At 55.4% G+C, this 22,037-nt stretch carries 20 protein-coding genes and 1 pseudogene; 18 read left to right on the forward strand and 3 right to left on the reverse strand.

Going from position 1 to position 22,037, the window contains the following annotated elements; genetic code table 11:
• The first annotated feature begins 41 nt into the window (after positions 1–41).
• The 3 genes from topA (at position 42) to AC2FFF_RS12585 (ending at position 4,097) form a co-directional block, all read left to right on the forward strand.
• Complete coding sequence (gene topA / locus AC2FFF_RS12575; RefSeq protein WP_281973274.1) at positions 42–2,675, forward strand: type I DNA topoisomerase; 2,634 nt, start codon at positions 42–44, stop codon at positions 2,673–2,675.
• Positions 2,676–2,766: 91 nt separating this feature from the next.
• Positions 2,767–3,471 (forward strand): CoA transferase subunit A, encoded by a 705-nt coding sequence (locus AC2FFF_RS12580; protein ID WP_281973275.1) that lies wholly within the window; start codon positions 2,767–2,769, stop codon positions 3,469–3,471.
• Complete coding sequence (locus AC2FFF_RS12585; RefSeq protein ID WP_142637980.1) at positions 3,471–4,097, forward strand: 3-oxoacid CoA-transferase subunit B; 627 nt, start codon at positions 3,471–3,473, stop codon at positions 4,095–4,097. The genes AC2FFF_RS12580 and AC2FFF_RS12585 overlap by 1 nt, the downstream gene beginning before the upstream one ends.
• A gap of 43 nt (positions 4,098–4,140) precedes the next feature.
• On the opposite strand, the gene AC2FFF_RS12590 is transcribed toward AC2FFF_RS12585, so the two are convergent.
• Positions 4,141–5,007, reverse strand: a complete 867-nt coding sequence (locus tag AC2FFF_RS12590) for a lytic transglycosylase domain-containing protein (protein WP_271950510.1) — start codon at positions 5,005–5,007, stop codon at positions 4,141–4,143.
• A gap of 352 nt (positions 5,008–5,359) precedes the next feature.
• Between AC2FFF_RS12590 and AC2FFF_RS12595 the strand changes: the two genes are divergently transcribed.
• From AC2FFF_RS12595 to pdeM, 15 genes are all read left to right on the forward strand, one after another.
• Positions 5,360–5,566, forward strand: a complete 207-nt coding sequence (locus AC2FFF_RS12595) for a hypothetical protein (RefSeq protein WP_142637976.1) — start codon at positions 5,360–5,362, stop codon at positions 5,564–5,566.
• An 81-nt stretch (positions 5,567–5,647) separates the two neighbouring features.
• Entirely contained in the window at positions 5,648–5,857 is a 210-nt protein-coding gene (locus tag AC2FFF_RS12600) for a hypothetical protein (protein ID WP_281973276.1), read from the forward strand.
• Between the two features lie 143 nt (positions 5,858–6,000).
• A complete protein-coding gene (gene cpaB, locus AC2FFF_RS12605) occupies positions 6,001–6,882 on the forward strand; it encodes a Flp pilus assembly protein CpaB (protein WP_271950513.1) in 882 nt (293 codons plus the stop codon).
• 194 nt (positions 6,883–7,076) lie between these two features.
• Positions 7,077–8,483: a type II and III secretion system protein family protein gene (locus tag AC2FFF_RS12610; protein WP_142637970.1), complete on the forward strand. Its 1,407-nt coding sequence runs from the start codon at positions 7,077–7,079 to the stop codon at positions 8,481–8,483.
• Between the two features lie 17 nt (positions 8,484–8,500).
• Positions 8,501–9,130, forward strand: coding sequence for an OmpA family protein (locus tag AC2FFF_RS12615; protein WP_142637968.1), 630 nt, complete (start codon positions 8,501–8,503; stop codon positions 9,128–9,130).
• Between the two features lie 194 nt (positions 9,131–9,324).
• Positions 9,325–10,560 (forward strand): CpaE/TadZ family protein, encoded by a 1,236-nt coding sequence (locus AC2FFF_RS12620; RefSeq protein ID WP_142637966.1) that lies wholly within the window; start codon positions 9,325–9,327, stop codon positions 10,558–10,560.
• Between the two features lie 24 nt (positions 10,561–10,584).
• A complete protein-coding gene (locus tag AC2FFF_RS12625) occupies positions 10,585–12,027 on the forward strand; it encodes a TadA family conjugal transfer-associated ATPase (RefSeq protein ID WP_142637964.1) in 1,443 nt (480 codons plus the stop codon).
• A gap of 11 nt (positions 12,028–12,038) precedes the next feature.
• On the forward strand, positions 12,039–13,007 hold the full coding sequence (locus AC2FFF_RS12630) for a type II secretion system F family protein (RefSeq protein ID WP_142637962.1): 969 nt from the start codon (positions 12,039–12,041) through the stop codon (positions 13,005–13,007).
• A 10-nt stretch (positions 13,008–13,017) separates the two neighbouring features.
• On the forward strand, positions 13,018–13,995 hold the full coding sequence (locus AC2FFF_RS12635) for a type II secretion system F family protein (RefSeq protein WP_142637960.1): 978 nt from the start codon (positions 13,018–13,020) through the stop codon (positions 13,993–13,995).
• 6 nt (positions 13,996–14,001) lie between these two features.
• Positions 14,002–14,583: a tetratricopeptide repeat protein gene (locus tag AC2FFF_RS12640; protein ID WP_185956705.1), complete on the forward strand. Its 582-nt coding sequence runs from the start codon at positions 14,002–14,004 to the stop codon at positions 14,581–14,583.
• Between the two features lie 29 nt (positions 14,584–14,612).
• Positions 14,613–15,464: a tetratricopeptide repeat protein gene (locus AC2FFF_RS12645; protein ID WP_142637958.1), complete on the forward strand. Its 852-nt coding sequence runs from the start codon at positions 14,613–14,615 to the stop codon at positions 15,462–15,464.
• A gap of 3 nt (positions 15,465–15,467) precedes the next feature.
• Entirely contained in the window at positions 15,468–16,004 is a 537-nt protein-coding gene (locus AC2FFF_RS12650; RefSeq protein WP_281973279.1) for a prepilin peptidase, read from the forward strand.
• Positions 16,005–16,122: 118 nt separating this feature from the next.
• Positions 16,123–17,430, forward strand: coding sequence for a DUF8689 domain-containing protein (locus AC2FFF_RS12655; RefSeq protein WP_142637954.1), 1,308 nt, complete (start codon positions 16,123–16,125; stop codon positions 17,428–17,430).
• Positions 17,431–17,470: 40 nt separating this feature from the next.
• A complete protein-coding gene (locus tag AC2FFF_RS12660; protein ID WP_281973280.1) occupies positions 17,471–19,882 on the forward strand; it encodes a ligase-associated DNA damage response DEXH box helicase in 2,412 nt (803 codons plus the stop codon).
• 42 nt (positions 19,883–19,924) lie between these two features.
• Positions 19,925–20,587, forward strand: coding sequence for a ligase-associated DNA damage response endonuclease PdeM (gene pdeM / locus AC2FFF_RS12665; protein ID WP_142638200.1), 663 nt, complete (start codon positions 19,925–19,927; stop codon positions 20,585–20,587).
• Positions 20,588–20,593: 6 nt separating this feature from the next.
• On the opposite strand, the gene AC2FFF_RS12670 is transcribed toward pdeM, so the two are convergent.
• Positions 20,594–21,337, reverse strand: a complete 744-nt coding sequence (locus AC2FFF_RS12670; RefSeq protein WP_281973281.1) for a LytTR family DNA-binding domain-containing protein — start codon at positions 21,335–21,337, stop codon at positions 20,594–20,596.
• A 205-nt stretch (positions 21,338–21,542) separates the two neighbouring features.
• A pseudogene (locus AC2FFF_RS12675) lies at positions 21,543–22,037 on the reverse strand (bifunctional methylenetetrahydrofolate dehydrogenase/methenyltetrahydrofolate cyclohydrolase); the annotation flags it as partial.

Below are 22,037 nucleotides of genomic sequence, written 5' to 3' on the forward strand. Positions count from 1 at the left end.
CATAGAAGGCGCCAATTCCGTCGAGCGAGGTTTCCCCTTAAATGCCTGTAGTTGTTGTAGAATCCCCTGCCAAGGCCAAAACAATCAATAAATATCTTGGCCCGGACTACACGGTTCTGGCGTCTTACGGCCATGTTCGAGATCTGCCGCCCAAAGATGGCTCGGTCGATACCGAGGATGAGTTTGCGATGAAATGGGAGGTCGGAAACGACAGCCGCAAACATGTCAAAGCCATCGCCGACGCGCTGAAAGAAGACAACGCCCTGATCCTCGCCACCGACCCCGATCGTGAGGGTGAAGCGATCAGTTGGCATTTGCAGGAAGCACTGACCAAACGCCGGTCGATCAAAAAGGATACGCCTGTCAGCCGGGTGACCTTCAACGCCATCACTAAGGACGCAGTGACCGAGGCGATGCGAAACCCCCGTCAGGTGGACATGCCACTTGTCGAGGCCTATCTGGCCCGCCGTGCGCTGGATTATCTTGTGGGGTTCAACCTGTCGCCCGTCTTGTGGCGCAAACTGCCTGGTGCAAAATCCGCAGGCCGCGTGCAGTCTGTCTGCCTGCGCCTGATCGTCGAGAGAGAGATGGAAATCGAGGCGTTCAAACCGGTGGAATACTGGTCGGTGCGCGCCCTGTTCGAAACACCCCGTGGTCAGACCTATGAGGCACGCCTAGTCACACTGGCCGGTAAAAAGCTGGACAAGCACGATCTGTCCAACTCAACCCAGGCCGAACTGGCGGTGCAGGCGATCACCAGCCGCGCGCTCAGTGTCACTTCGGTCGAGGCGAAACCCGCCGCTCGAAATCCCAGCGCACCCTTCATGACCTCGACCCTGCAGCAAGAGGCCAGCCGCAAGTTCGGCATGGGTGCGCGTCACGCGATGCAAGTGGCACAGCGCTTGTATGAGGCCGGCTACATTACCTATATGCGAACCGATGGCATCGACATGGCCCCCGAGGCCGTGGCGGCTACGCGCGAGACCATCGCCGACCGCTATGGCGCGGAATATGTGCCGGACAGCCCTCGCATTTATAAGAACAAGGCAAAGAACGCGCAGGAAGCCCACGAATGCATCCGGCCTACGGATATGACCCGCGATACCAAAGCGCTGAAGGTAACGGACGACGATCAGCGCAAGCTCTATGACCTGATCTGGAAACGCACCATTGCCTGCCAGATGGCTGCTGCCCGGCTGGAACGCACAACTGTCGAAATCGGCAGCGAAGATGGGCAGGTTGGCCTGCGCGCGACCGGTCAGGTGGTGATGTTTGACGGGTTCATGCGTGTCTATGAAGAAGGCCGCGATGATGTCGCCGATGAGGATGACAAACGCCTGCCCCAGATCATGCAGGACGACCCTGCACGGTTCTCTAAAACCACGTTGCGGGATCAGTTCACCAAAGCGACAAGCGATGGCACGGACCGGGCCGCGAAAGAGGCTATTCTGTCAGACAATGAATCAGTTCTGGCGCTGCAACATCACACTCAACCGCCCCCGCGCTATACCGAGGCGACGCTGGTCAAGCGGATGGAAGAGCTGGGGATCGGGCGACCGTCGACCTATGCCTCGATTGTCACAACGATTCAGGACCGGGAATATGTACGCAAGGACAAGAACCGGCTGATCCCCGAAGAAAAGGGGCGGATCGTCACGATTTTTCTGCTGAACTTCTTCCGTCAGTATGTCGGTTATGAATTCACCGCCAATCTGGAAGAACAGCTGGACGATGTGAGTGCAGGTGATCGGGACTATAAGGATCTGCTGAGCAAATTCTGGCGCGACTTCTCGGCCGCGATTGGCGAGACATCGGAACTGCGCATTTCCGAAGTGCTGGACAAACTGGACGAAGCACTGGCACCGCAGCTCTATCCGCCACGCGAGGATGGATCTGACCCGCGTGTCTGTCCGAAATGCGGCGCGGGCCAGTTGCACCTGAAAACTTCACGCACTGGCGGGTTCGTCGGCTGTGGCAACTATCCCGAATGCACCTATACCCGTCCTATCGCCGGTGAAGGTGCCGAGGGTGAAGAGCGCCTGCTGGGTGAAGATTCAGGTGATGATATCTGGCTGAAGACCGGTCGGTTCGGACCTTATGTTCAACGTGGAGAGCCAACGCCTGAGAACAAGAAACCTCCGCGCGCCTCGCTGCCACGTGGCTGGAGCAAGGATGATATAGATCTGGACAAGGCGCTGACATTGCTATCCCTGCCCCGCCAGATTGGTGAGCACCCCGAGGGCGGTATGATCAGCTCGAATTTCGGGCGGTTCGGACCATATCTGATGCACCAGCTGGCGGATGAGGCCAAACCGGTTTATGCAAACCTCAAAGACCCCAATGACGTGTTCGAGATCGGTATGAACCGCGCGGTCGAATTGCTTGCTGAAAAGCGCTCCAATCCGGGGCGCGGACGCCGGGCTGCGGCCAAAGCGCTGAAAGAACTGGGGGAACATCCCGATGGTGGCGCAATGCAGGTTCTGGATGGGCGGTATGGTCCATATGTGAAGTGGGAAAAGGTCAACGCGACCATTCCCAAGGACATCAAACCCGAGGACGTAACGCAGGAAATGGCCATCGAACTGGTCAATGAGCGCGCGGCCCTGAAAGGGACCAAGAAAAAGGCGGCGCCCAAGAAAAAAGCCGCCAAGAAGACAACCAAGAAGGCCGGTTAGGTAGAAATACCACCCTTCGCCCGGTTTCATTGACTTCCCCGTGACGTGACGGCACAACCTGCCCAACACCATCTCATTGGGGGAGTTTTCCATGAAGAAAATCTATGCCAATGCCAACGAAGCGCTCGATGGCGTGCTTTCGGATGGCATGTTGATCGCCGCTGGCGGGTTTGGCCTGTGCGGGATTCCCGAGCTTCTGCTTGAGGCAATCAAGACCTCGGGTGCCAAAGACCTGACCTTTGCCTCGAACAATGCGGGCGTGGACGATTTCGGTATCGGTATCCTGCTGCAAACGAAGCAGGTCAAAAAGATGATCAGTTCATATGTGGGCGAAAACGCCGAATTCATGCGTCAGTACCTCAGCGGTGAGCTTGAACTGGAATTCAACCCTCAAGGCACCCTGGCCGAACGGATGCGCGCAGGTGGTGCCGGGATCCCGGGTTTCTACACAAAAACGGGCGTAGGCACTGTTATTGCCGATGGGAAAGAACACAAAGACTTCAACGACGAGACCTATATTCTCGAAGAAGGTATTTTTGCAGATCTGGCGATTATCAAGGCGTGGAAAGCCGACGACACCGGCAATCTGGTGTTCCGCAAGACCGCCCGAAACTTCAACGTGCCCGCCGCCACTTGCGGTAAGATCTGTGTGGTCGAAGTTGAAGAGATCGTGCCCCGTGGCTCTCTGGACCCTGACATGATCCACCTACCTGGAATTTACGTGCATCGTATCATTCAGGGCAATCACGAAAAGCGCATCGAACAGCGCACCACCCGCAAGAAGGAGGACGCATAATGCCCTGGGACCGGAATCAGATGGCCGCCCGCGCAGCGCAAGAGCTCGAAGACGGCATGTATGTAAACCTCGGCATCGGTATCCCGACGCTGGTGGCAAATTATGTTGGCGACAAGGATATCACCCTGCAATCTGAAAACGGAATGCTTGGTATGGGTCCCTTTCCTTTCGAGGGCGACGAAGACCCGGACCTGATCAACGCAGGCAAGCAGACGATCACCGAACTGTCTCGGACTGCTTATTTCGACAGCGCTACGTCTTTCGCCATGATCCGGGGCGGCAAAATCGCCGCGGCAATCCTGGGTGCCATGGAAGTGGATGAAAAAGGCGATCTGGCCAACTGGATGATTCCCGGCAAGCTGGTCAAAGGCATGGGCGGCGCGATGGATTTGGTTGCAGGTGTCGGACGTGTGATCGTGGTTATGGATCACACCAACAAACACGGTGAATCGAAAGTGCTGAAAGAGTGCACCCTGCCGCTGACCGGCAAGGGTGTTGTGGATCGCATCATCACCAATTTTGGAGTTCTGGATGTAGTCGATGGCGGCCTGAAGATCGTAGAGCTCGCAGATGGTGTCAGCGAAGATGAGATGCGCGCCGCGACACAGGCGACGATTGTCGACTGATCAATTCACCTAATGGCAAGGCCCACTTCAGTGTGAGCCTTGGTCAATTAAGAGCCTGAAACACGCACCCGTCAGAAATCAACTCGGGCGGTGTCGAACACAGCGCTCGCGCCACCTGAAAAGCCGCGAGAACCTTGGGCACATAGTCCCGTGTTTCCGCATAAGGCGGTACACCACCATGTTTGCGAACCGCACCCTCGCCCGCATTATATCCGGCCAGGACCAGGATCGGGTCGTTTCCAAACTCTTCCATCAGCCAGTTCAGGTATTTCACTCCGCCCGAGATGTTCTGCCCCGGGTGAAGGCTGTCCTCGACCCCAAATCGTTTCGCGGTCGCGGGCATAAGCTGCATCAGCCCCTGCGCCCCGGCCGAACTTTCCGCCTTCTCCCGGCCTGCCGATTCAACCGAGATGACGGCCAGCACCAACGCAGGCGACACATTTGTCCCTACGGTCGAGCGTAAAATGTCGATCCCCTGCCGCTGAGCAATATTCTGAAGCGTCTGCAATCGGGGCGAGGCTACGTTTATGGCGGCTAGCGCATTTATCGAATCCTGCAAACGACCCGAACTGGCTTCATCTATCCCGGGTGAGATCCTGTCCCAGAACGCTTTATAAGACCCGACGGGTTTGTTTTGCGGCGAAATTCCCGGAAGCCCCGGAGGCGTAACACGTGTCCTCGCGATAATCTCAGGAACTACGATCTCAGCCCCTGTGCTGGGCGCCGAAGGTGCTGAGGCATGTTCTGTAGGCGATATCTGAACGGTAATGCGCGGGCGTTGACCGGGCTTGGCTGCTTTGATCCGTTTATATACGCCACGCGGTTCGACTTCGTTGGCGGGGACAGACACAGGTGCGGACACCACTGCCAGCGCCAAGCCGGCGCAAGTTATTGCGTTCCGGAGATTCATTTGCCTGCCTCATGTTCTCTTTTGCGTCGATTTGAACCCCGAATCTGTCTGTAAGGCCAGAAAAACAATGTGAATTGGGGCAATTTCGCCTCATTTGGCGCCATTTTGCATCGGGTTTTATCGGTACTCGTACGAAGGGATTATTTTTATTTCTTTAATTTCAATTAGTTAATTGGAAAGCTACCAAAAAGTTAAGCTGAGGCACAAAAATTTGGGGTTTGGCCCAATTCCTGCCACGCCCAACAGGCAAACATAATGCCATACCGAGACGATCGGGAGCGGACTGAGAGACGAAGCTCTGGAAGACGCCGAGGTTCATTAGACTTATTAGATCCTTTAGGAGGGACGTAACATGATCAAGTTCATCAAGAACTTCACCACTGACGAAGACGGCGCCGTAACAGTAGACTGGGTCGTTCTGACCGCAGCTGTTGTTGGCCTGGCCGCTGTTGCTTGGACACAGGTTAGCGACGGTGTCGACGATCTGGCTGGCGACATTGACACCGCCCTGACGGGTGTTGTTGTTACTGCACCTAACGCGGGCCCAACAACCCCGTAATTATTTAGATAGAATTTTGAAGGGGGCTGCGCTCGTCAGATCGCGGCCCCCTTTTTTATAGAAAAAAGACGAGGTCCTGCGATGAAGGGTATTTCAAAATTCTTATCCGGGGAACATGGCGCAATCACCGTTGATTGGGTGGTGCTTACTGCTGCGCTGGTCGGCCTTGGACTTGTCACCGTATTCAATTTGACGGGCGGGGTACAACACGTCGATACCGAGACGGGTCACGCACTTCGCGGTATAGAGGTCTATTCTGCGAATCAGGAACAGGCATCGGAATCAGATTGATCAATCTGGCACTAAGGACACGGGCGTCAAAAAAATACTTCATTGTCCCCCTTTTCGACACAATTCTCCTGTAACCAATAGTCAGTTGAAGTCGTATTCCCTATGACGACTGACATCGCATACAAATAAATGAGGGAACGCGCATGCGTGCAGTATTTGGACTTGTCCTGATTGTTGGGGTGGCTCTGGCAGGAGGAGCTGTTTATATGGCGCGGGACTATATTTCTCAGTATCAGGCGGAATTGGCTAGAGAACGTTTGGCGGCTCAGGAAGCATTGGCAAATGTTAAGTCCGTCCCGACGGTGGACGTTCTGGTTTCGAACCGTGCTCTTAAATATGGTGAGCGTCTGGTCGCCGAAGATGTGCGGATCGTGAAATGGCCTGAGGATGCAATTCCCGAAGGAAGCTTCCTTGAAATGGCCGTCCTGTTTCCAGAGGACGCCAGTGGCGACCGCTTCGTTCTGAGGACCATGGAAAAAGACGAAGCCCTGATGGAGGTCAAAGTAACCAAACCAGGCGAGGCAGCGGGTCTGACATCACGAATCGCGAAAGGTAAGCGCGCATTTGCAATCAGCGTGGACGTTGCCTCGGGCGTATCCGGCTTCCTTCGCCCTGGTGACAGTATCGATGTCTATTGGACCGGTTCATATGGTGGCGGAATCGATGGGTCGCGCGGCGAAATCACCCGCCTGATTCAAACCAGCATTGAGTTGATCGCTGTTGACCAGAGCGCCGGGTCCGATCTGACCGGAGCCACGATCGCGCGCACCGTTACGGTCGCTGCTACTCCGGAACAAATCGCGGCACTGGCTCAGGCTCAGAACACCGGCCGCCTGTCTTTGGCGCTGGTTGGCGTGCAAGACGACACAATCGCAAGCGCGGTCGAAGTTGACCAAAGAAAACTTCTGGGCATTAAAGATGTCGTCCCCGTGGCACCCAAAATCGCGGAAGAGGTCTGTACGGTCAAGACGCGCCGCGGTGCCGAGATCGTCGACACGGGAATAGTAACACCCTGCACAAATTAACAGAAAATCAGTGCGTTACATGACCGGGGCCGCGCGAATTGCGCGGCCCTAATTTGTTCGCATGTTGCGCATTGTCCACATAAGGAAAATTCCAGAAACCATTGATTATTGCAATAAATTCTCAATTCGCGCAGTGTTATCAGACATAAGGCAGTAGCCGCAAAAAACGAGGCGTGATCGGAGAGGCAGGTCACATGAAAAGAAGTTCCTGGATAAGCGCAGCCCTATTGGGCTTGGCGCTCGTAGTTGGCCCAGTCGGCAATGCTGCCTGGGCTGAAACACTTCGCGTGGTAAAGAAGGGTACAGCGGAAACGCTTGATGTGCCAATGAACCGCGCAATAGTTGTAGAAAGTGAGCAACCGTTTGCCGAACTCAGCATCGCCAATGCAGGCATCGCTGATATTTCGTCGCTTTCGGATCGTACTATCTATGTTTTGGGTAAGGCTCCTGGCCTGACGACCCTGACATTGTTCGACGGCGCAGGTAATCTACTTGCTAATGTTCGGGTCCGTGTGGCACCGGATGTTACCGAGTTTAAAGAACGTCTGCGCCAGATTTTGCCAACCGAGCCTATCGAAGTTCGCACCGCCAATGACGGTATCGTTCTTTCTGGCACAATTTCTAGCGCTGCCAAGTTGGCGCGGGCATTGGAGCTGGCAGAGCGCTATGCACCGGAGCGCGTATCGAACCTGATGTCGGTTGGCGGCGTTCAGCAGGTCATGCTGAAAGTGCGCTTTGCCGAGATGAATCGGTCGGTGGCTAAAAGCCTGACTGCATCGCTTGGATTCGGCGGCAGTGATGTGACTGGCGGTATCAACACGCTGAACAATGCTGGTGCTTTGGCAAATGCCCTGAACAACAACATTCCGGCGGTACAGACGAATACCGGCGCAATTCTGTTCGGCTTTGGCGCAGGCTCCACACAGGTTCGTCTGCTGCTGGAGGCACTCGAGTCCAAAGGACTGGCGCGCAGCCTTGCAGAGCCTAACCTATCCGCACTTTCGGGTCAGGAAGCGACGTTCCTTGCAGGTGGTGAAGTTCCTATTCCGGTACCGCAGGACGACGGCGTAATTGCGATTGAATACAAAGCCTTCGGTGTTGAAATCGACTTTATCCCCCGCGTTGTGGATGGTGATCTGATCAACCTTGAAATGGCTGCTGCCGTGTCAGCTATCGATGGTTCGTCGAACTTCACCATTCAAGGTGATAATGTTCCATCTTTCATCACACGCCAGACCAGCACAACGGTTGAGCTGCGCGATGGTGAAAGCTTTGCGATCGCTGGCTTGATCCAGGATGATTTCACCGACCTGAACAGCCAGATTCCTTGGTTGGGTGACGTCCCGGTTCTTGGCGCCCTCTTCCGCAGCGCGGAATATCAGCGTCAGCAAAGTGAACTGGTGATCATCATCACAGCCCACCTTGTGTCGCCGACACGTGGTGAGGCACTGGCTCTGCCTACGGATCGGGTCAAACCGCCCAGCGAATTTGATCTGTTCGTCAATGGCAAAGTCGGTCGGACTGAACGTCTAGGTGCCGGTGCAGCTTCGGAAGTCGCGAATCAGGACTTCGGTAGCTCGTACGGCTACGTCCTGGATTGATTAGGAGGATAGGACCAATGCAGAAGTGGATCATCACACTGGGTCTTTCGGTCGCTGTCGCCGCATGTACGCGTGAGGCCGGATACGAAGCCGATCAAGGCGCGTTCGGGAATGCGACACTGAACAACATTCAAGTAATGAATGGCGAACTGACATATGCCCAGATCCTGGGCCAACGGTTCGCAGCCGAAGTGCCGACACAGATCAACTTTGATTTCAACAGCGCTCAACTGGACGAAACAGCTCGGCGAGTACTCTTGCGTCAGGCGAACTGGATCAAACAGTTCCCCGAGGCACGGTTCCGGGTCTATGGCCATACGGATGCTGTTGGATCAACGGCATATAACCAAAGCCTGGGCCAGCGGCGCGCGAATGCGGCTGTTGCGTTCCTTACGCAGCAGGGTATCTCTCGCTCGCGGTTGGAGGCGGTTGTTTCATTCGGTAAGTCTCGACCTCTCGTGGCTACGCCGGATCGAGACCGTCGCAACAGGCGCACCGTGACCGAAGTATCAGGCTTCGTTGATCGTGCACCCCAGCTACTCGATGGCAAATACGCCGCTATCGTCAATCGTGAGTACGTGGAAAGCGCGGTTTATGAATCCCAGCTGCGCCGCGAAACCGCTATTGGCGATACAAGCGAACAATAAACTGTGATTGGGCGGCATCGTCGCCCAATTCCCTACAATTGGTTCTTTTGCGCCTAATTCTTGCCTAAGTTCCAAGCCACATTTTCAACAATTGGGTGACCTGCGTCCGAAAATGGCCGCAATAGGGTGACAGCAAGCCAATCCTGTCCTCTGGGCCAGGATGGTTCGCCTACCCTTCGACGAGGATTGTGTTAATGACAAGCGCCACGCCGCAAAACGAAGAGACCGCAATTCTGGCCTGCACGATCAGCCGTGATGTCCAGAATTTCGATCTGCTTATAGAAGATATGGAAGGCGCTTTGGGTGAGCGTTGGGGTGATCTCGGCTTTGCCGAAGCCCTGACATTTTTCAACCAACCCGAGGCGAATTCACTGCAATTTGTCGCGTTGGCCATTGATGGCGAGGATGAAGACAACCTGTCACTGATGGGTGAAATCATCACACAGGCAAAAGACAAAAATATCAAAATAGTTCTGATCGCCGAGGACGTGACCCCGGCTTCGCTGCATCAGTTGTTGCGCAAGGGCGCGGATGAATTCGTCCCCTACCCTCTTCCAGAAGGTGAATTGCAAGAAGCAATCGACCGGATGAACAAACCCGAACCCGTCGCCGTTGCCCCCGGATCAGATGCCGCACGTGCAGCTGGCGACTCTAAAGAGGGTGCTTTGTTTGTGGTTCAAGGACTTGCCGGTGGGGTCGGGTCGACGACTATGGCCGTCAACCTAGCTTGGGAACTGGCAACGGTCTCTGACAAAGAGGCCCCTTCGGTTTGTTTGATTGACCTGGACCTGCAATACGGAACGGTTTCGACATATCTGGATCTTCCCCGTCGAGAAACTGTATTCGAGATGCTGTCTGATACGGCGGCAATGGATGATGACCTCTTTACCCAGGCGCTTCAGTCCTATGAGGACAAGCTGCAGGTGCTAACTGCGCCGTCGGATATGGTGCCTTTGGATCTGATTACGCAAGAAGATATCGAACGGGTGATCGAAAAGGCACGAAAGCACTTCGATTATGTGATCGTCGACATGCCAACGACATTGGTTCACTGGTCGGAAACTGTACTGCAGGCCGCCCATGTTTACTTTGCCCTGATAGAACTGGACATGCGTTCGGCTCAGAACGCATTGCGCCTCAAGCGCGCTTTACAGGCCGAGGAACTACCCTTCAATAAGTTGCGTTTCGCTCTCAATCGCGCCCCGAAATTTACCGATCTGAATGGTAAGGGCCGGGTCAAGCGCATGGGTGAAAGCCTGGGTATCTCTATTGATCTTCAACTGCCGGATGGCGGCAAACCGGTGATGCAAAGCGGTGATCACGGTCTGCCATTGGCCAACGCTGCGGCCAAGAACCCACTGCGCAAGGAAATCGCAAAGCTTGCGAAGTCGCTGCACAGCCTGGGCAGCAGTAGCGCCGAAGCCGCATAACACAATCCCACAGGGAGAGCCGCCGTGTTTTCAAGATATAAAAAACCCGAAGCACAACCGGTCCAGGCACCGGCTAAATCGCCCGAGGCCACACCTGCACCTGCAGCGGAGCAAGCATCAACCGCTACTGCTGTTGCCCGGCGACCCACCCCCAAAAAGGCGGTCGAGGTTGTAGGGGCGGACAAGGAACGCAAGCGCAAAGAGCGTCTGGGCGAAATCAAGATCGAACTCCACCGCGAGCTTCTTGAAAACCTGAACCTTGCGGCCCTTGAGAAAGCTGGAGAATCCGAGCTGCGCTCGGAAATCAGTGCGATTGCCAGTGAGGTTCTGGAATCCCGCAACATCGTTCTAAACCGCGACGACCGGCAACAGCTGAACAAGGAACTGTATGACGAAGTAACCGGTCTTGGCCCGCTCGAGACCTTGCTTCAGGACGACTCTGTCAGCGATATTCTGGTCAACGGCCCGCAGCAAATTTTTGTTGAACGGTTCGGTAAGCTAGAAATTAGCGACGTTACCTTTAAAGACGAAAAGCACCTGATGCGGATCATCGACAAGATCGTATCCGCCGTGGGCCGCCGTGTTGACGAATCCAACCCCTATGTGGACGCCCGTCTGGCGGATGGCTCGCGTTTCAACGCCATGGTGCCACCGATTGCCGTTGACGGCTCGCTGGTATCCATTCGTAAGTTCAAAAAAGATAAGCTGGCCATTGATGATCTGGTGAATTTTGGTGCCTTCACCGAAGAAATGGCCGCCTATCTGCAGGCTGCTGTATCTACACGCCTGAATGTGATCGTTTCGGGCGGTACCGGTTCCGGTAAAACAACCACGCTAAACGCATTGTCCAGCTTTATCGACGACGCCGAGCGTATTCTGACCATCGAGGATACAGCGGAACTCCAGCTGCAACAGTCTCATGTTGGCCGGATGGAAAGCCGCCCGCCTAACGTCGAAGGCAAGGGTGAAGTCAGCCCCCGCGACTGTCTGAAAAACGCCCTTCGTATGCGTCCCGACCGTATCATCGTGGGTGAGACACGGGGCTCGGAGGTTATCGACATGCTACAGGCCATGAACACTGGCCATGATGGCTCGATGACAACGATCCACGCGAACTCGGCCCGAGACGGGATTTCGCGCCTTGAAAACATGATCGCGATGGCCGGGATCGAAATGCCGATCAAGGCCGTCCGTAGCCAGATCTCCAGTGCTGTGAACCTGATCGTTCAGGCAAGCCGCCTGCAGGACGGCTCGCGGCGTATGACTTCGATCACCGAAATCACTGGTATGGAAGGCGATGTGATTTCCATGCAGGAAATCTTTCGTTTTCAACGCGTTGGATTAACGCCCGACAACAAGATCATTGGCCATTTTACCGCGACAGGCGTTCGCAGCCACTACTCCGAACGCTTCCGTCTGTGGGGCTATGATCTGCCCCCTTCGATTTACGAACCAACGACTATGTAGGAGATCTTGAAATGCAACTGCCTATGGAGGCACTGATCTACGTCGCGATCTTCGTAGGCGTACTTGCGTTGGTGGAAGGAATCTATCTGGTTGCCTTCGGAAAATCTATCAGTCTGAACAGCCGCGTGAACCGCCGTCTGGACATGCTGGATAAAGGCGTCGGGCGCGAACAAGTTCTGGAACAGCTGCGCAAGGAAATGCAGCAGCATATGAAGTCCCAGAGTATTCCGCTCTATTCCCTATTGGCGGACAAGGCTCAGAAGGCCGCCATCGCCTTCACACCCCGTCAGTTGATCCTGATTATGGTGTTGGTGACAGGCTTTGCCTTCATGGGGCTCAGCATTGCAACGGGAACGGAAACCATAATGCGGGCCGCAATTTCGGTCGCAATCGGTGTTGGTGGTGTCTATGCGTGGGTAAACAACAAGGCCAAAAAGCGTATGGCAATGCTGGAAGAACAGTTGCCAGATGCTGTGGAATTGATGGTTCGGTCGCTTCGCGTCGGGAACCCTTTTGTGTCCACCATTCAAATCGTCGCAAATGAAGTCCAGGATCCACTCGCCACTGAATTCGGAGTTATCGCTGATGAATGTGCCTATGGCCGTGACGTCGGTGAATCTCTCAAAGATCTGGCACAACGACTGGATATGCAGGATCTACGGTTTTTGGCAGTGGCCGTCGGCATCCAACAGCAATCCGGTGGTAACCTGGCCGAAATTCTGGCCGGTCTGGCCAAGGTGATCCGGGCCCGTTTTCGACTTTTCCGGCGCGTCAACGCTATCACAGCCGAGGCAAAATGGTCAGGAAAATTCCTATCTGGATTTCCACTGTTCTGCCTGGGATTCATTTTGGTGAACGACCCCGGGTACTATGACGAAGTTATGGATCACCCATGGTTCATTCCTGCCTGTTTCTTTGTCGGCATCATGCTGACACTGAACCTGATCGTCATGCGCATTCTAACCGACATCAAGGTCTGAGGACACCACCATGGAAATCCTGACCCAAATAAATGACTTTCTAACCGAGCTCCTTGGCCCCTTCGGTCCACTGATCGTGGTTGGTGTACTTGGACTGTTCATGATCTTGATCACAGTCCCCTTGATCCTGAGCCAGCCAGAAGATCCCCTGAAGAAACTGCAGCGTTCTAATGCAGCCCCTCGACAGGATAAGAAGGTCAAAAAGGACAAGCTCAGAACCAGCGGGCGAAACGAGCAGCTTGAGAAGTTTGCCAACTTCCTTGAGCCACAGAATAAGGAAGAACTGTCTGCCATGCAGCTGAAACTGCGGCAGGCGGGGTATCAATCAAAGGACGCAGTTCGGTTCTTCCACTTCGCTCAATTTTCCTTGGGCATCATCGGAATTGTGATTGGTGTTTTGCTGGTCACTGTCCTTTCCGACGGTCAGGAATTTACCGCGCAGCAGATGATAATACGAGTTCTTGTCCCGTCGGCCGCCGGGTATTTTCTGCCACGCTATTGGATCACCCGAAGGGTCGCAGAACGGCAAGAAGCGATCACCGCAGGCTTTCCCGATACTCTTGACCTGATGCTGGTCTGTGTCGAGGCTGGCCAGTCGCTGGACCAGGCCATCGTTCGCGTCGCACGCGAAATGAAAGCTTCCTACCCTGAGATTTCGCTTGAATTCGAAGTCGTCGCCCACGAATTGAAGGCCGGTAAGGACAAGGATACGGTTCTTCGCGATTTTGGTACGCGCTGTGGCGTTCAGGATGTTAACTCATTTGTGACGGTGATGATCCAATCGGCAACATTCGGTACATCCATCGCCGAAGCTTTGCGGGTTTACGCTGGCGAGATGCGAGATAAGCGCGTGATGCGCGCCGAAGAGGCCGCTAACAAGTTGCCAACCAAAATGACACTCGCCACTATGATGCTGACGGTGCCACCGTTGCTGGTCATTCTGGTTGGACCCTCGGCCAAAGGCATCGCTGAATTCGGCGGAGGCTAATAGCCTATGAAATTGAAACCCAGGTGCATCCAAACGGGGATACGCCGCGTGTTACAGGCCACCGTGGTTCTTGCCACGGTGGCTTCTTGCACGGAAACGGGGTCCTCCGGGGATCTGGATGCACCTGGCATTGATCGTAAAGCCCCGGCCGAGGATCAGATCGCAGTTGGCAACCGGCTGATGGCTTCGGGTGAATACGAGCTTGCGTTGGATGCCTTTATCCGCGCAGCGCTCAATCAGGGAATGACAACGCAGATCCTGACCTCGATGGGGACGGCAAATCTGGGCCTTCGGAGGCTTGGACAGGCGGAAACACTGTTGCGCCGTGCGGTTGAAGATGACCCCGAATGGTCTGTCGCCTGGAACAATCTGGGTGTGTTGCTGATGGAAATCGGTGAATACCCCGAGGCCGCTCAGGTCTTTCGCCGGGCCTATGCTCTCGATAATGGCGAAAGTGACGCAATCCGGGACAATCTGCGGTTAGCTCTCGCAAAAATGGAAAATACTGATAATAATACCCCTCAAGAACAAGAATACACACTGGAGCAGCAAGGCGACGGGCAATTCATGCTGCGCAAGCTCCCGTAACATAGGCAAGAGCAGTAAGGGACGCAAAAATGCGCCAACAATTCTTGATTCCGTCTATCGCAATCTGCGGGCTGATCCTCTCAGCCTGTGAAAAAGAGTCCGAGGAAGAAAAGGTCGAGCGTACATTTCAGGAGGTGAACGTCATTGACGAAACCAACCTGAACGACGTTCTTCTGTCGGCCGCCGATCCGAACGAAGCCGTTACCTATTTCCAGGGAGCCGCCGCCAAGAACCCGGGTCGTATAGACCTGCAACGTGGGCTGGCGATTTCACTGGCGCGCGCTAAACGGACGACCGAGGCAACCGCCGCCTGGAAAAAAGTCACCACGATGAGCGGTGCGACCAATGTAGACAAGGTCGAATACGCAGATTCTCTGGTACGTTCCGGGAACTGGTCACAGGCCAAATCGACATTGGATTCGATCCCGCCGACTTTTGAATCTTTCAAACGCTACCGCCTGGAAGCCGTCGTCGCGGATTCACAAAAAAACTGGAAACGCGCGGATCATTTCTATGAAACCGCCGTGGGTCTGACAACCCGCCCCGGTGGTGTGATGAACAACTGGGGATATTCCAAGCTGACGCGCGGCCAGTACGACGAAGCCGAACGGTTATTCACCGAGGCCATTCGACAGGATAACTCTCTATTCACGGCAAAGAACAATCTGGTCCTCGCCCGGGCTGCACAGGGCAATTACAGCATGCCTGTCGTTCCCATGTCTCAGGTCGAACGCGCGATGTTGTTGAACACAATGGCCATCTCGGCGGTGAAACGCGGTGATGTGGCGACGGCCAAGAACCTGTTCCGCGAAGCGATCGCCACCCATCCGCAACATTACGACGAAGCCGTTCGATCCCTGCGCGCGCTTGAGGAAGCCTGATACATGCATATTCCAGCGGGTGCTGCGGCCTGGTTTTTGCCGTTCGTACTGCCGATCTGCTATTACGTAGCCTTCACCGACCTGCGTGACATGCTCATCAAGAATCACGCCGTAGTAGCACTGGCTGCGGTATTTGCGGTCATCGGTTTGTTTGTCCTGCCGCCCTGGTCGGATGGTTGGATTTCTGGCCCGTTTTCTGTGTCCCTCCCACCCTATTTGTGGCAGCTGTTACATATAGTTGTAATGCTGGTCATCGGCATTCTGCTCAACGCAGCCGGCATTATGGGAGCCGGAGACGCAAAATTCATAGCCGCGGCCTCAGCCTTTGTTTGGATGGGCGATTTCACATTGGTATTGTTGATCCTGATGTCGACCACCTTGGCGGCCTTTGTCACGCATCGGTTGGCCAAACATACCGCTCTCAGAGCTATTGCCCCAGATTGGGAAAGCTGGCGTCGGGACAAACAATTTCCAATGGGTTTCGCGCTTGGTGCAACCCTGGCCATCTACCTGATACTTGGAACTGTTTACGGCTCGTAAACTATCATCAGTCCGCCTTGTCCCCGCCTTGGAACTGACACAAAGCCCGGCCAAATTTTCGTCAAAGGGCCCTTTTCAGGGCTATTGGCGTGAATACTGAATTAGACGGGCAACGCTCATGAATATGCAGACAACCTCGGTAATGGCCCCCCCTACCCCAAAGGGGTTGGGCGATATGCAGCTTCCAATTGTTATGATGCGGGATATCCTGCTGAAAACTATCTTTCGTAAAACCGTAGATACAGTTTCCGAAGTTGCCCAAGCGATCTGCTTGCCGGGTTCTGTCACACAGGAGTTGATCGACCTTGCACGCGAACAAAAGCTGCTGGAAGCAACCGGTACTTTGAACGCCAACAGCGGCAATGAGATGGGGTATCAGCTGACCGATGCGGGCAAAGCGCGTGCATTGGATGCGCTGAGCCAGTCCGAATATTTCGGCGCCATGCCCGTCCCGTTGGATGTGTACCGCGAGCAGGTAAAACGCCAGTCGATCCGGAATATCCAGGTTTCCCGCGACCAGTTGACCGGGGCAATGGGCCATCTGGTTCTGCCTGACAGCCTGCTGGACCACCTTGGACCCGCGGTCAGTGCAGGCCGATCAATCCTGATGTATGGACCTCCGGGTAATGGTAAATCCTCTATCTCGAACGGTATTCGGGATGCTTTGGGCGATAATGTCTATGTCCCATATGCCATCGAATACGCTGGTCAGGTGATCACGGTGTATGACCCGATTGTACACACAGCCATCGAACAAGAAGCAGATGACCCCAATAGCTTGCGCCGCCGCAAGCGGTTTGATTCGCGCTATGTCCAATGTGAAAGACCAACTGTTGTGACTGGCGGTGAACTGTCACTCAGCATGCTCGATCTGGTTTATAACCCTACGGCGCGGACCTATCAGGCCCCGCTGCAGCTGAAATCGACAGGCGGCATCTTTATCGTTGACGACCTTGGCCGTCAGCAGGAACCACCACAGGCCCTGATCAACCGCTGGATTGTTCCACTGGAAGAGAACAAGGATATCCTTGGCCTGCAATCGGGTGAAAAATTCGAAGTGCCCTTTGATACGCTGGTCATCTTTTCGACCAACTTTCACCCCAACGAGATCTTTGACCAAGCTGCTTTGCGCCGGATCTTCTTCAAGATCAAGATTGACGGTCCGAACCAAGAGAACTTCCTGAAAATCTTCGCCATGGTGGCCCGCAAACGCGGGATGCCTCTGGACGAGGCCGCATTGGTCCATCTGCTAAAGGTCAAATACCCGACCATCGACAACATCTATGCGAACTATCAGCCGATATTCCTGATTGATCAGATGATCTCGATCTGCGAATTCGAGGGCATCCCCTATCAGATGAGCCCCGATCTGATTGAACGCGCTTGGGCCAACATGTTCGTCAAAGATGAGAAAATCGTCAAATAACCTAATGCCATTTCGCTGACGGGCCGGGTAATCTGCCTTTATGACGCAGATTCCCGCCCGGATTACTGACTGGTTTGAAGACAAAGGTTGGTCCATCCACCCGCATCAGCAGGACATGTACGACCGGGCCCTTGAACCGGCGACGTTGCTGATAGCCCCCACCGGCGGGGGCAAGACAATGGCCGGATTTCTACCCACGCTGGCCGATCTGGCAGAGCGGGACCATGATGGCCTGCATACAATCTACGTCTCCCCTCTCAAGGCGCTGGCGGCAGATATCCGGCGAAACCTGCGTGGCCCAGCCGAGGAAATGGGCCTGGCCGTCCGGATTGAGGACCGCACCGGAGATACCTCAGCCACACAGAAAAAGCGTCAGCGAGTTGACCCACCGCAGATCCTTTTGACCACACCTGAAAGCCTGGCCCTGCTGACCTCTTATGAAGACGCCGGGCGGATGTTTCAGGGCGTGCAACGGGTGGTTGTCGATGAAATCCACGCCCTGGCCGAGAGCAAACGTGGCGACCAGCTGATGCTGGCGCTGGCCCGTCTGCAGGGGCTCTGCCCGGACCTGCGCAGGGTGGGCCTGTCTGCAACGGTCGAAGACCCCAATGCGATTGCCCGATTTCTGGCACGTCACCCTGATCCCTGCCGGATCGTTGAGGCCGATCCTGGGCCTGACCCCGATATCCAAATGTTGGAAACGCCGGAAATGCCTCCGTGGTCGGGCGGTGGCGCGGCCTATTCCATCCCTGCCGTTCTGGACCAGATCCGGAAGCATAAGACGACGCTGATCTTTCACAACACCCGCGCACAGGCCGAGATTTTCTTTCACAACCTCTGGCTTGCCAACGAAGACGGGCTGCCGATTGGCATTCATCACGGCAGTCTGGACAGGCAGCAACGCCAACGTGTCGAGGCCGCAATGGTTCGCGGTGAACTGCGCGCGATCGTCTGCACAGGCAGTCTGGATCTTGGTATTGATTGGGGCGATGTCGACCTGGTCATTCAGATCGGGGCGCCCAAAAACGTCAAAAGGCTGGTTCAGCGCATCGGGCGCGCAAATCACAGATACAACGCCCCCTCCAAAGCATTGTTAGTGCCCGCAAACCGCTTCGAAGTTGTGGAATGCATAGCGGCACTTGAGGCTGTAAAAGCTCATGATCTGGACGGTGATCCCCGCGGCGCAGGTCCACGCGATGTGTTGTGTCAACATATCCTGATTGCCGCAGCATCCGGGCCATTCTTGGCCGATGACCTGTTCCGGCAAATGACCGCAGCGGGCCCCTATGCCGGGTTGACCCGAGCAGAGTTCGACGCCTGTTTGGACTTTTGTGCAACCGGGGGCTATGCCCTGCGCGCCTATGATCGGTGGCAAAGGCTGCAGCTACGGCCAGATGGGCAATGGCAGCTGCGTGACCCCCGTGCTGCGCAGCGTATCCGCATGAACCTTGGCACGATTCAGGACACAGATACGTTGAAAGTCCGCCTGAAACGCAATCGAGGGGGCAAGCCTCTGGGAGAGGTCGAAGAAGCCTTTGCTGCCTCGCTGACCCACGGAGATACCTTTCTGATCGGCGGCCAGATCGTGCGCTATGAGGGATTGCGCGAGATGACGGTCGAAGTCAGCCGCCGAGCGGATAAGAAGCCCAAGATCGCAACGTTTTCAGGCACCAAATTTGCGACCTCGACGCAGCTGAGCGACCGTATCCTGCGGCTGTTTGCACAGCCCGATTGGCCCCAGTTACCCGCGCATACCGCAGATTGGCTGGTGTTGCAGCGCGATATCTCGCGCCTGCCTCAGCGTGACAGGTTACTGATCGAAAGTTTCCCCAACGATGGGCGCGAAAACCTGTGTGTCTATGGTTTTGCGGGTCGCAACGCCCAGCAGACGCTGGGGCTGTTGCTGACCAAACGGATGGAAGAAACGGACCTTGCACCGCTGGGCTTTGTTGCCACCGACTATGCAACCCTGATCTGGGGGTTGGACGCGGTGATAGACCCGCGTCCGCTATTTCAGCCCGACGAGCTGCGCAACGGCTTGGAAACCTGGCTGGCGGGCAATGCCGTGATGAAGCGCACCTTTCGTGCCTCGGCCACGATTGCAGGGCTGATCGAACGGAACATGGCCGGTCAGCGCAAAAGTGGTCGGCAAGCCACGTTTTCCTCAGATATCCTCTACGATACTTTGCTGAAATACGATCCCGATCACCTGTTAATGCAGATCACCCGAGAAGAGGCCATGCGCGGTCTCGTCGATTTCGGGCGGATCGAGGCACTGATCGAGCGGATCGGGGGACGTATAGATCTGATGCGATTGGATCGGGTTTCACCTCTGGCTGCACCACTGTTTCTTGAGGTTGGCAAGGTACCCGTCAAAGGTGCTGCTGAAGAACGCTTGCTGGCGGAAGAAAGCGCGCGCCTATTGCAAGAGGCTGGGCTGAAATCCTGCTAAAACCTCTTGCACGCGATAGCGGAACGTCGCAAAGAACGTAACATGAACGAAGTTTCGATCTGTTTAGCCGGGCAAAATCTGCTCGCGCTTGGGTCTGGTGCCCTTTGGTGGCCCGACAAAAGCGTGCTTTGCGTGTCCGATCTGCATCTGGGTAAATCCGAGCGTTTGGCGCGCCGGGGCGGCACGACATTACCCCCCTATGACAGCCAGGACACCCTGGCCCGATTGGCCGCAGATATCGAGCACACGCAGCCTGACATCGTTATTTGCCTTGGGGATAGTTTTGATGATCTTGATGCCCTAAACGCCTTGAGTGTGCCCGACAGGCTGCAGATTACGGCGATGCAGGCCGGTCGCCGCTGGGTCTGGATCGAAGGAAACCATGACCCCGGCCCGGTAGATCTGGGCGGAAGCCATTTGGCCGAATATGCGGTTGACCCTCTGGTCTTTCGTCATATTGCGCAACCCAAGGGCAAGGCTGAGGTTTCGGGACATTACCACCCCAAGGCGCGCGTGCGGGTTCGCGGTCGTTCCATCACCCGCCCCGCCTTCCTGATGGATCAGGCGCGTCTGATCCTGCCTGCCTATGGGACTTATACTGGTGGGCTCTTTAGCTCGGATCACGTTCTGGACGCCTTGATGAGCGATCAGGCAATGGCGATCCTGACAGGGAAAATCCCGCAAATGATCCCAATGCCCAGATAGGGCGGCTCAGATCAGACCATCTTCCTCTAGGAACGGACGGTATTTCCTGCTGACCGGAACAAGCTCTTCGTTCTTCAGGCGCAACATGGTCTTGCCACCCTTACGTTCGACCCCAGCAATGGCGTCATCGACAACCCAATGCGATCGGTGCGTGCAATGGCCCGGTAAAGGTTCCATTTCCTCTATGGCGTCGGTAAAACGCGACCGGATCGTAAACGTGCCCTCAGAAGTCACCACATCCACATAGTGGTCTTGGACCGTCAGGCGATAGACCCGACCCTGAAAGGATCCCGGCAACCGCTTGTACATGCGCGGCAGCGGAATTTCAGCATATTCGGATTGAGGTTTCGATGCCTCACGCCGTACCAGGATCAAGCCCACCGACAGCAAGGCGCCATAAGATGTTACGGATAACATATCCGGGCACGGCAGTCCGTTGGCCGAAAACAGCAACCAGACCATCAACCAAAGGCTTGGAACGAAAAGGACGAAAACCAAAGATATCAGCACAAGGTCGCGCCCAGAAAACTCGGTCTCAGCGAACAACCTACGCAACAATCTTCTTGCGACGCAGGTCACTCCTAGCGCCAGCGCCATCACCCCGATCCAGAAGGCCAAGCGCCAAGGAAAGGTTACTTCGATGGCCTGAAATGGTTGGAATACGAAGGACAATAGCAGAAGGAAAACCAGCCCGGCAATCAACCGGTACCCTACTATTTCGGCGAAAACTGGGCGCAGTTTCGTGAACATAAACACTCGACAACAACTCTCCGGGTCCAGCCAATACTACTGGGGACTTGCCATATTACAACGTAACCGGCTGGAATAGAAAGTTTATCACCAATACAGGCACATTCAATGCCCGTAATCTCACACTTAGTTTACATATTAACAAATTTTAGGCCGGGGAGTACCCCGGCCCTGAAAATCTACATGCACGACTGTCCGCTATGGGTCACACAGTCAGGCCTTCTGGTTCGGGGAGTTTGTTTGCGCGGCATGCGGCGGTCAGGGTGTTGGCCAGCAGGCATGCGATTGTCATGGGGCCGACGCCACCGGGGACGGGGGTGATTGCTCCGGCGCGTTCGGCGGCGCTGGCGTAATCCACGTCTCCAACCAGCTTGTTCTTGCCGTCGCGTTCAATGCGGTTGATGCCCACGTCGATGACCGTGGCGCCTTCCTTGATCCAGTCGCCGGGCACCATCTCGGGGCGGCCCACAGCGGCGACAACGATATCCGCGCGACGGACAACATCGGGCAGATCCTTGGTGCGGCTATGCGCGATGGTCACGGTGCAGCTGTCGCCCAGCAGCAGTTGCGCCATCGGCTTGCCAACGATGTTCGAGCGGCCGATCACAACCGCGTCCATTCCGGACAACGATCCATGATGGTCCCGCAGCATCATCAGGCAGCCCAGCGGGGTACAGGGCACCATCGATTTCTGACCGGT

Source organism: Ruegeria sp. YTSA226 (genome assembly GCF_059609905.1).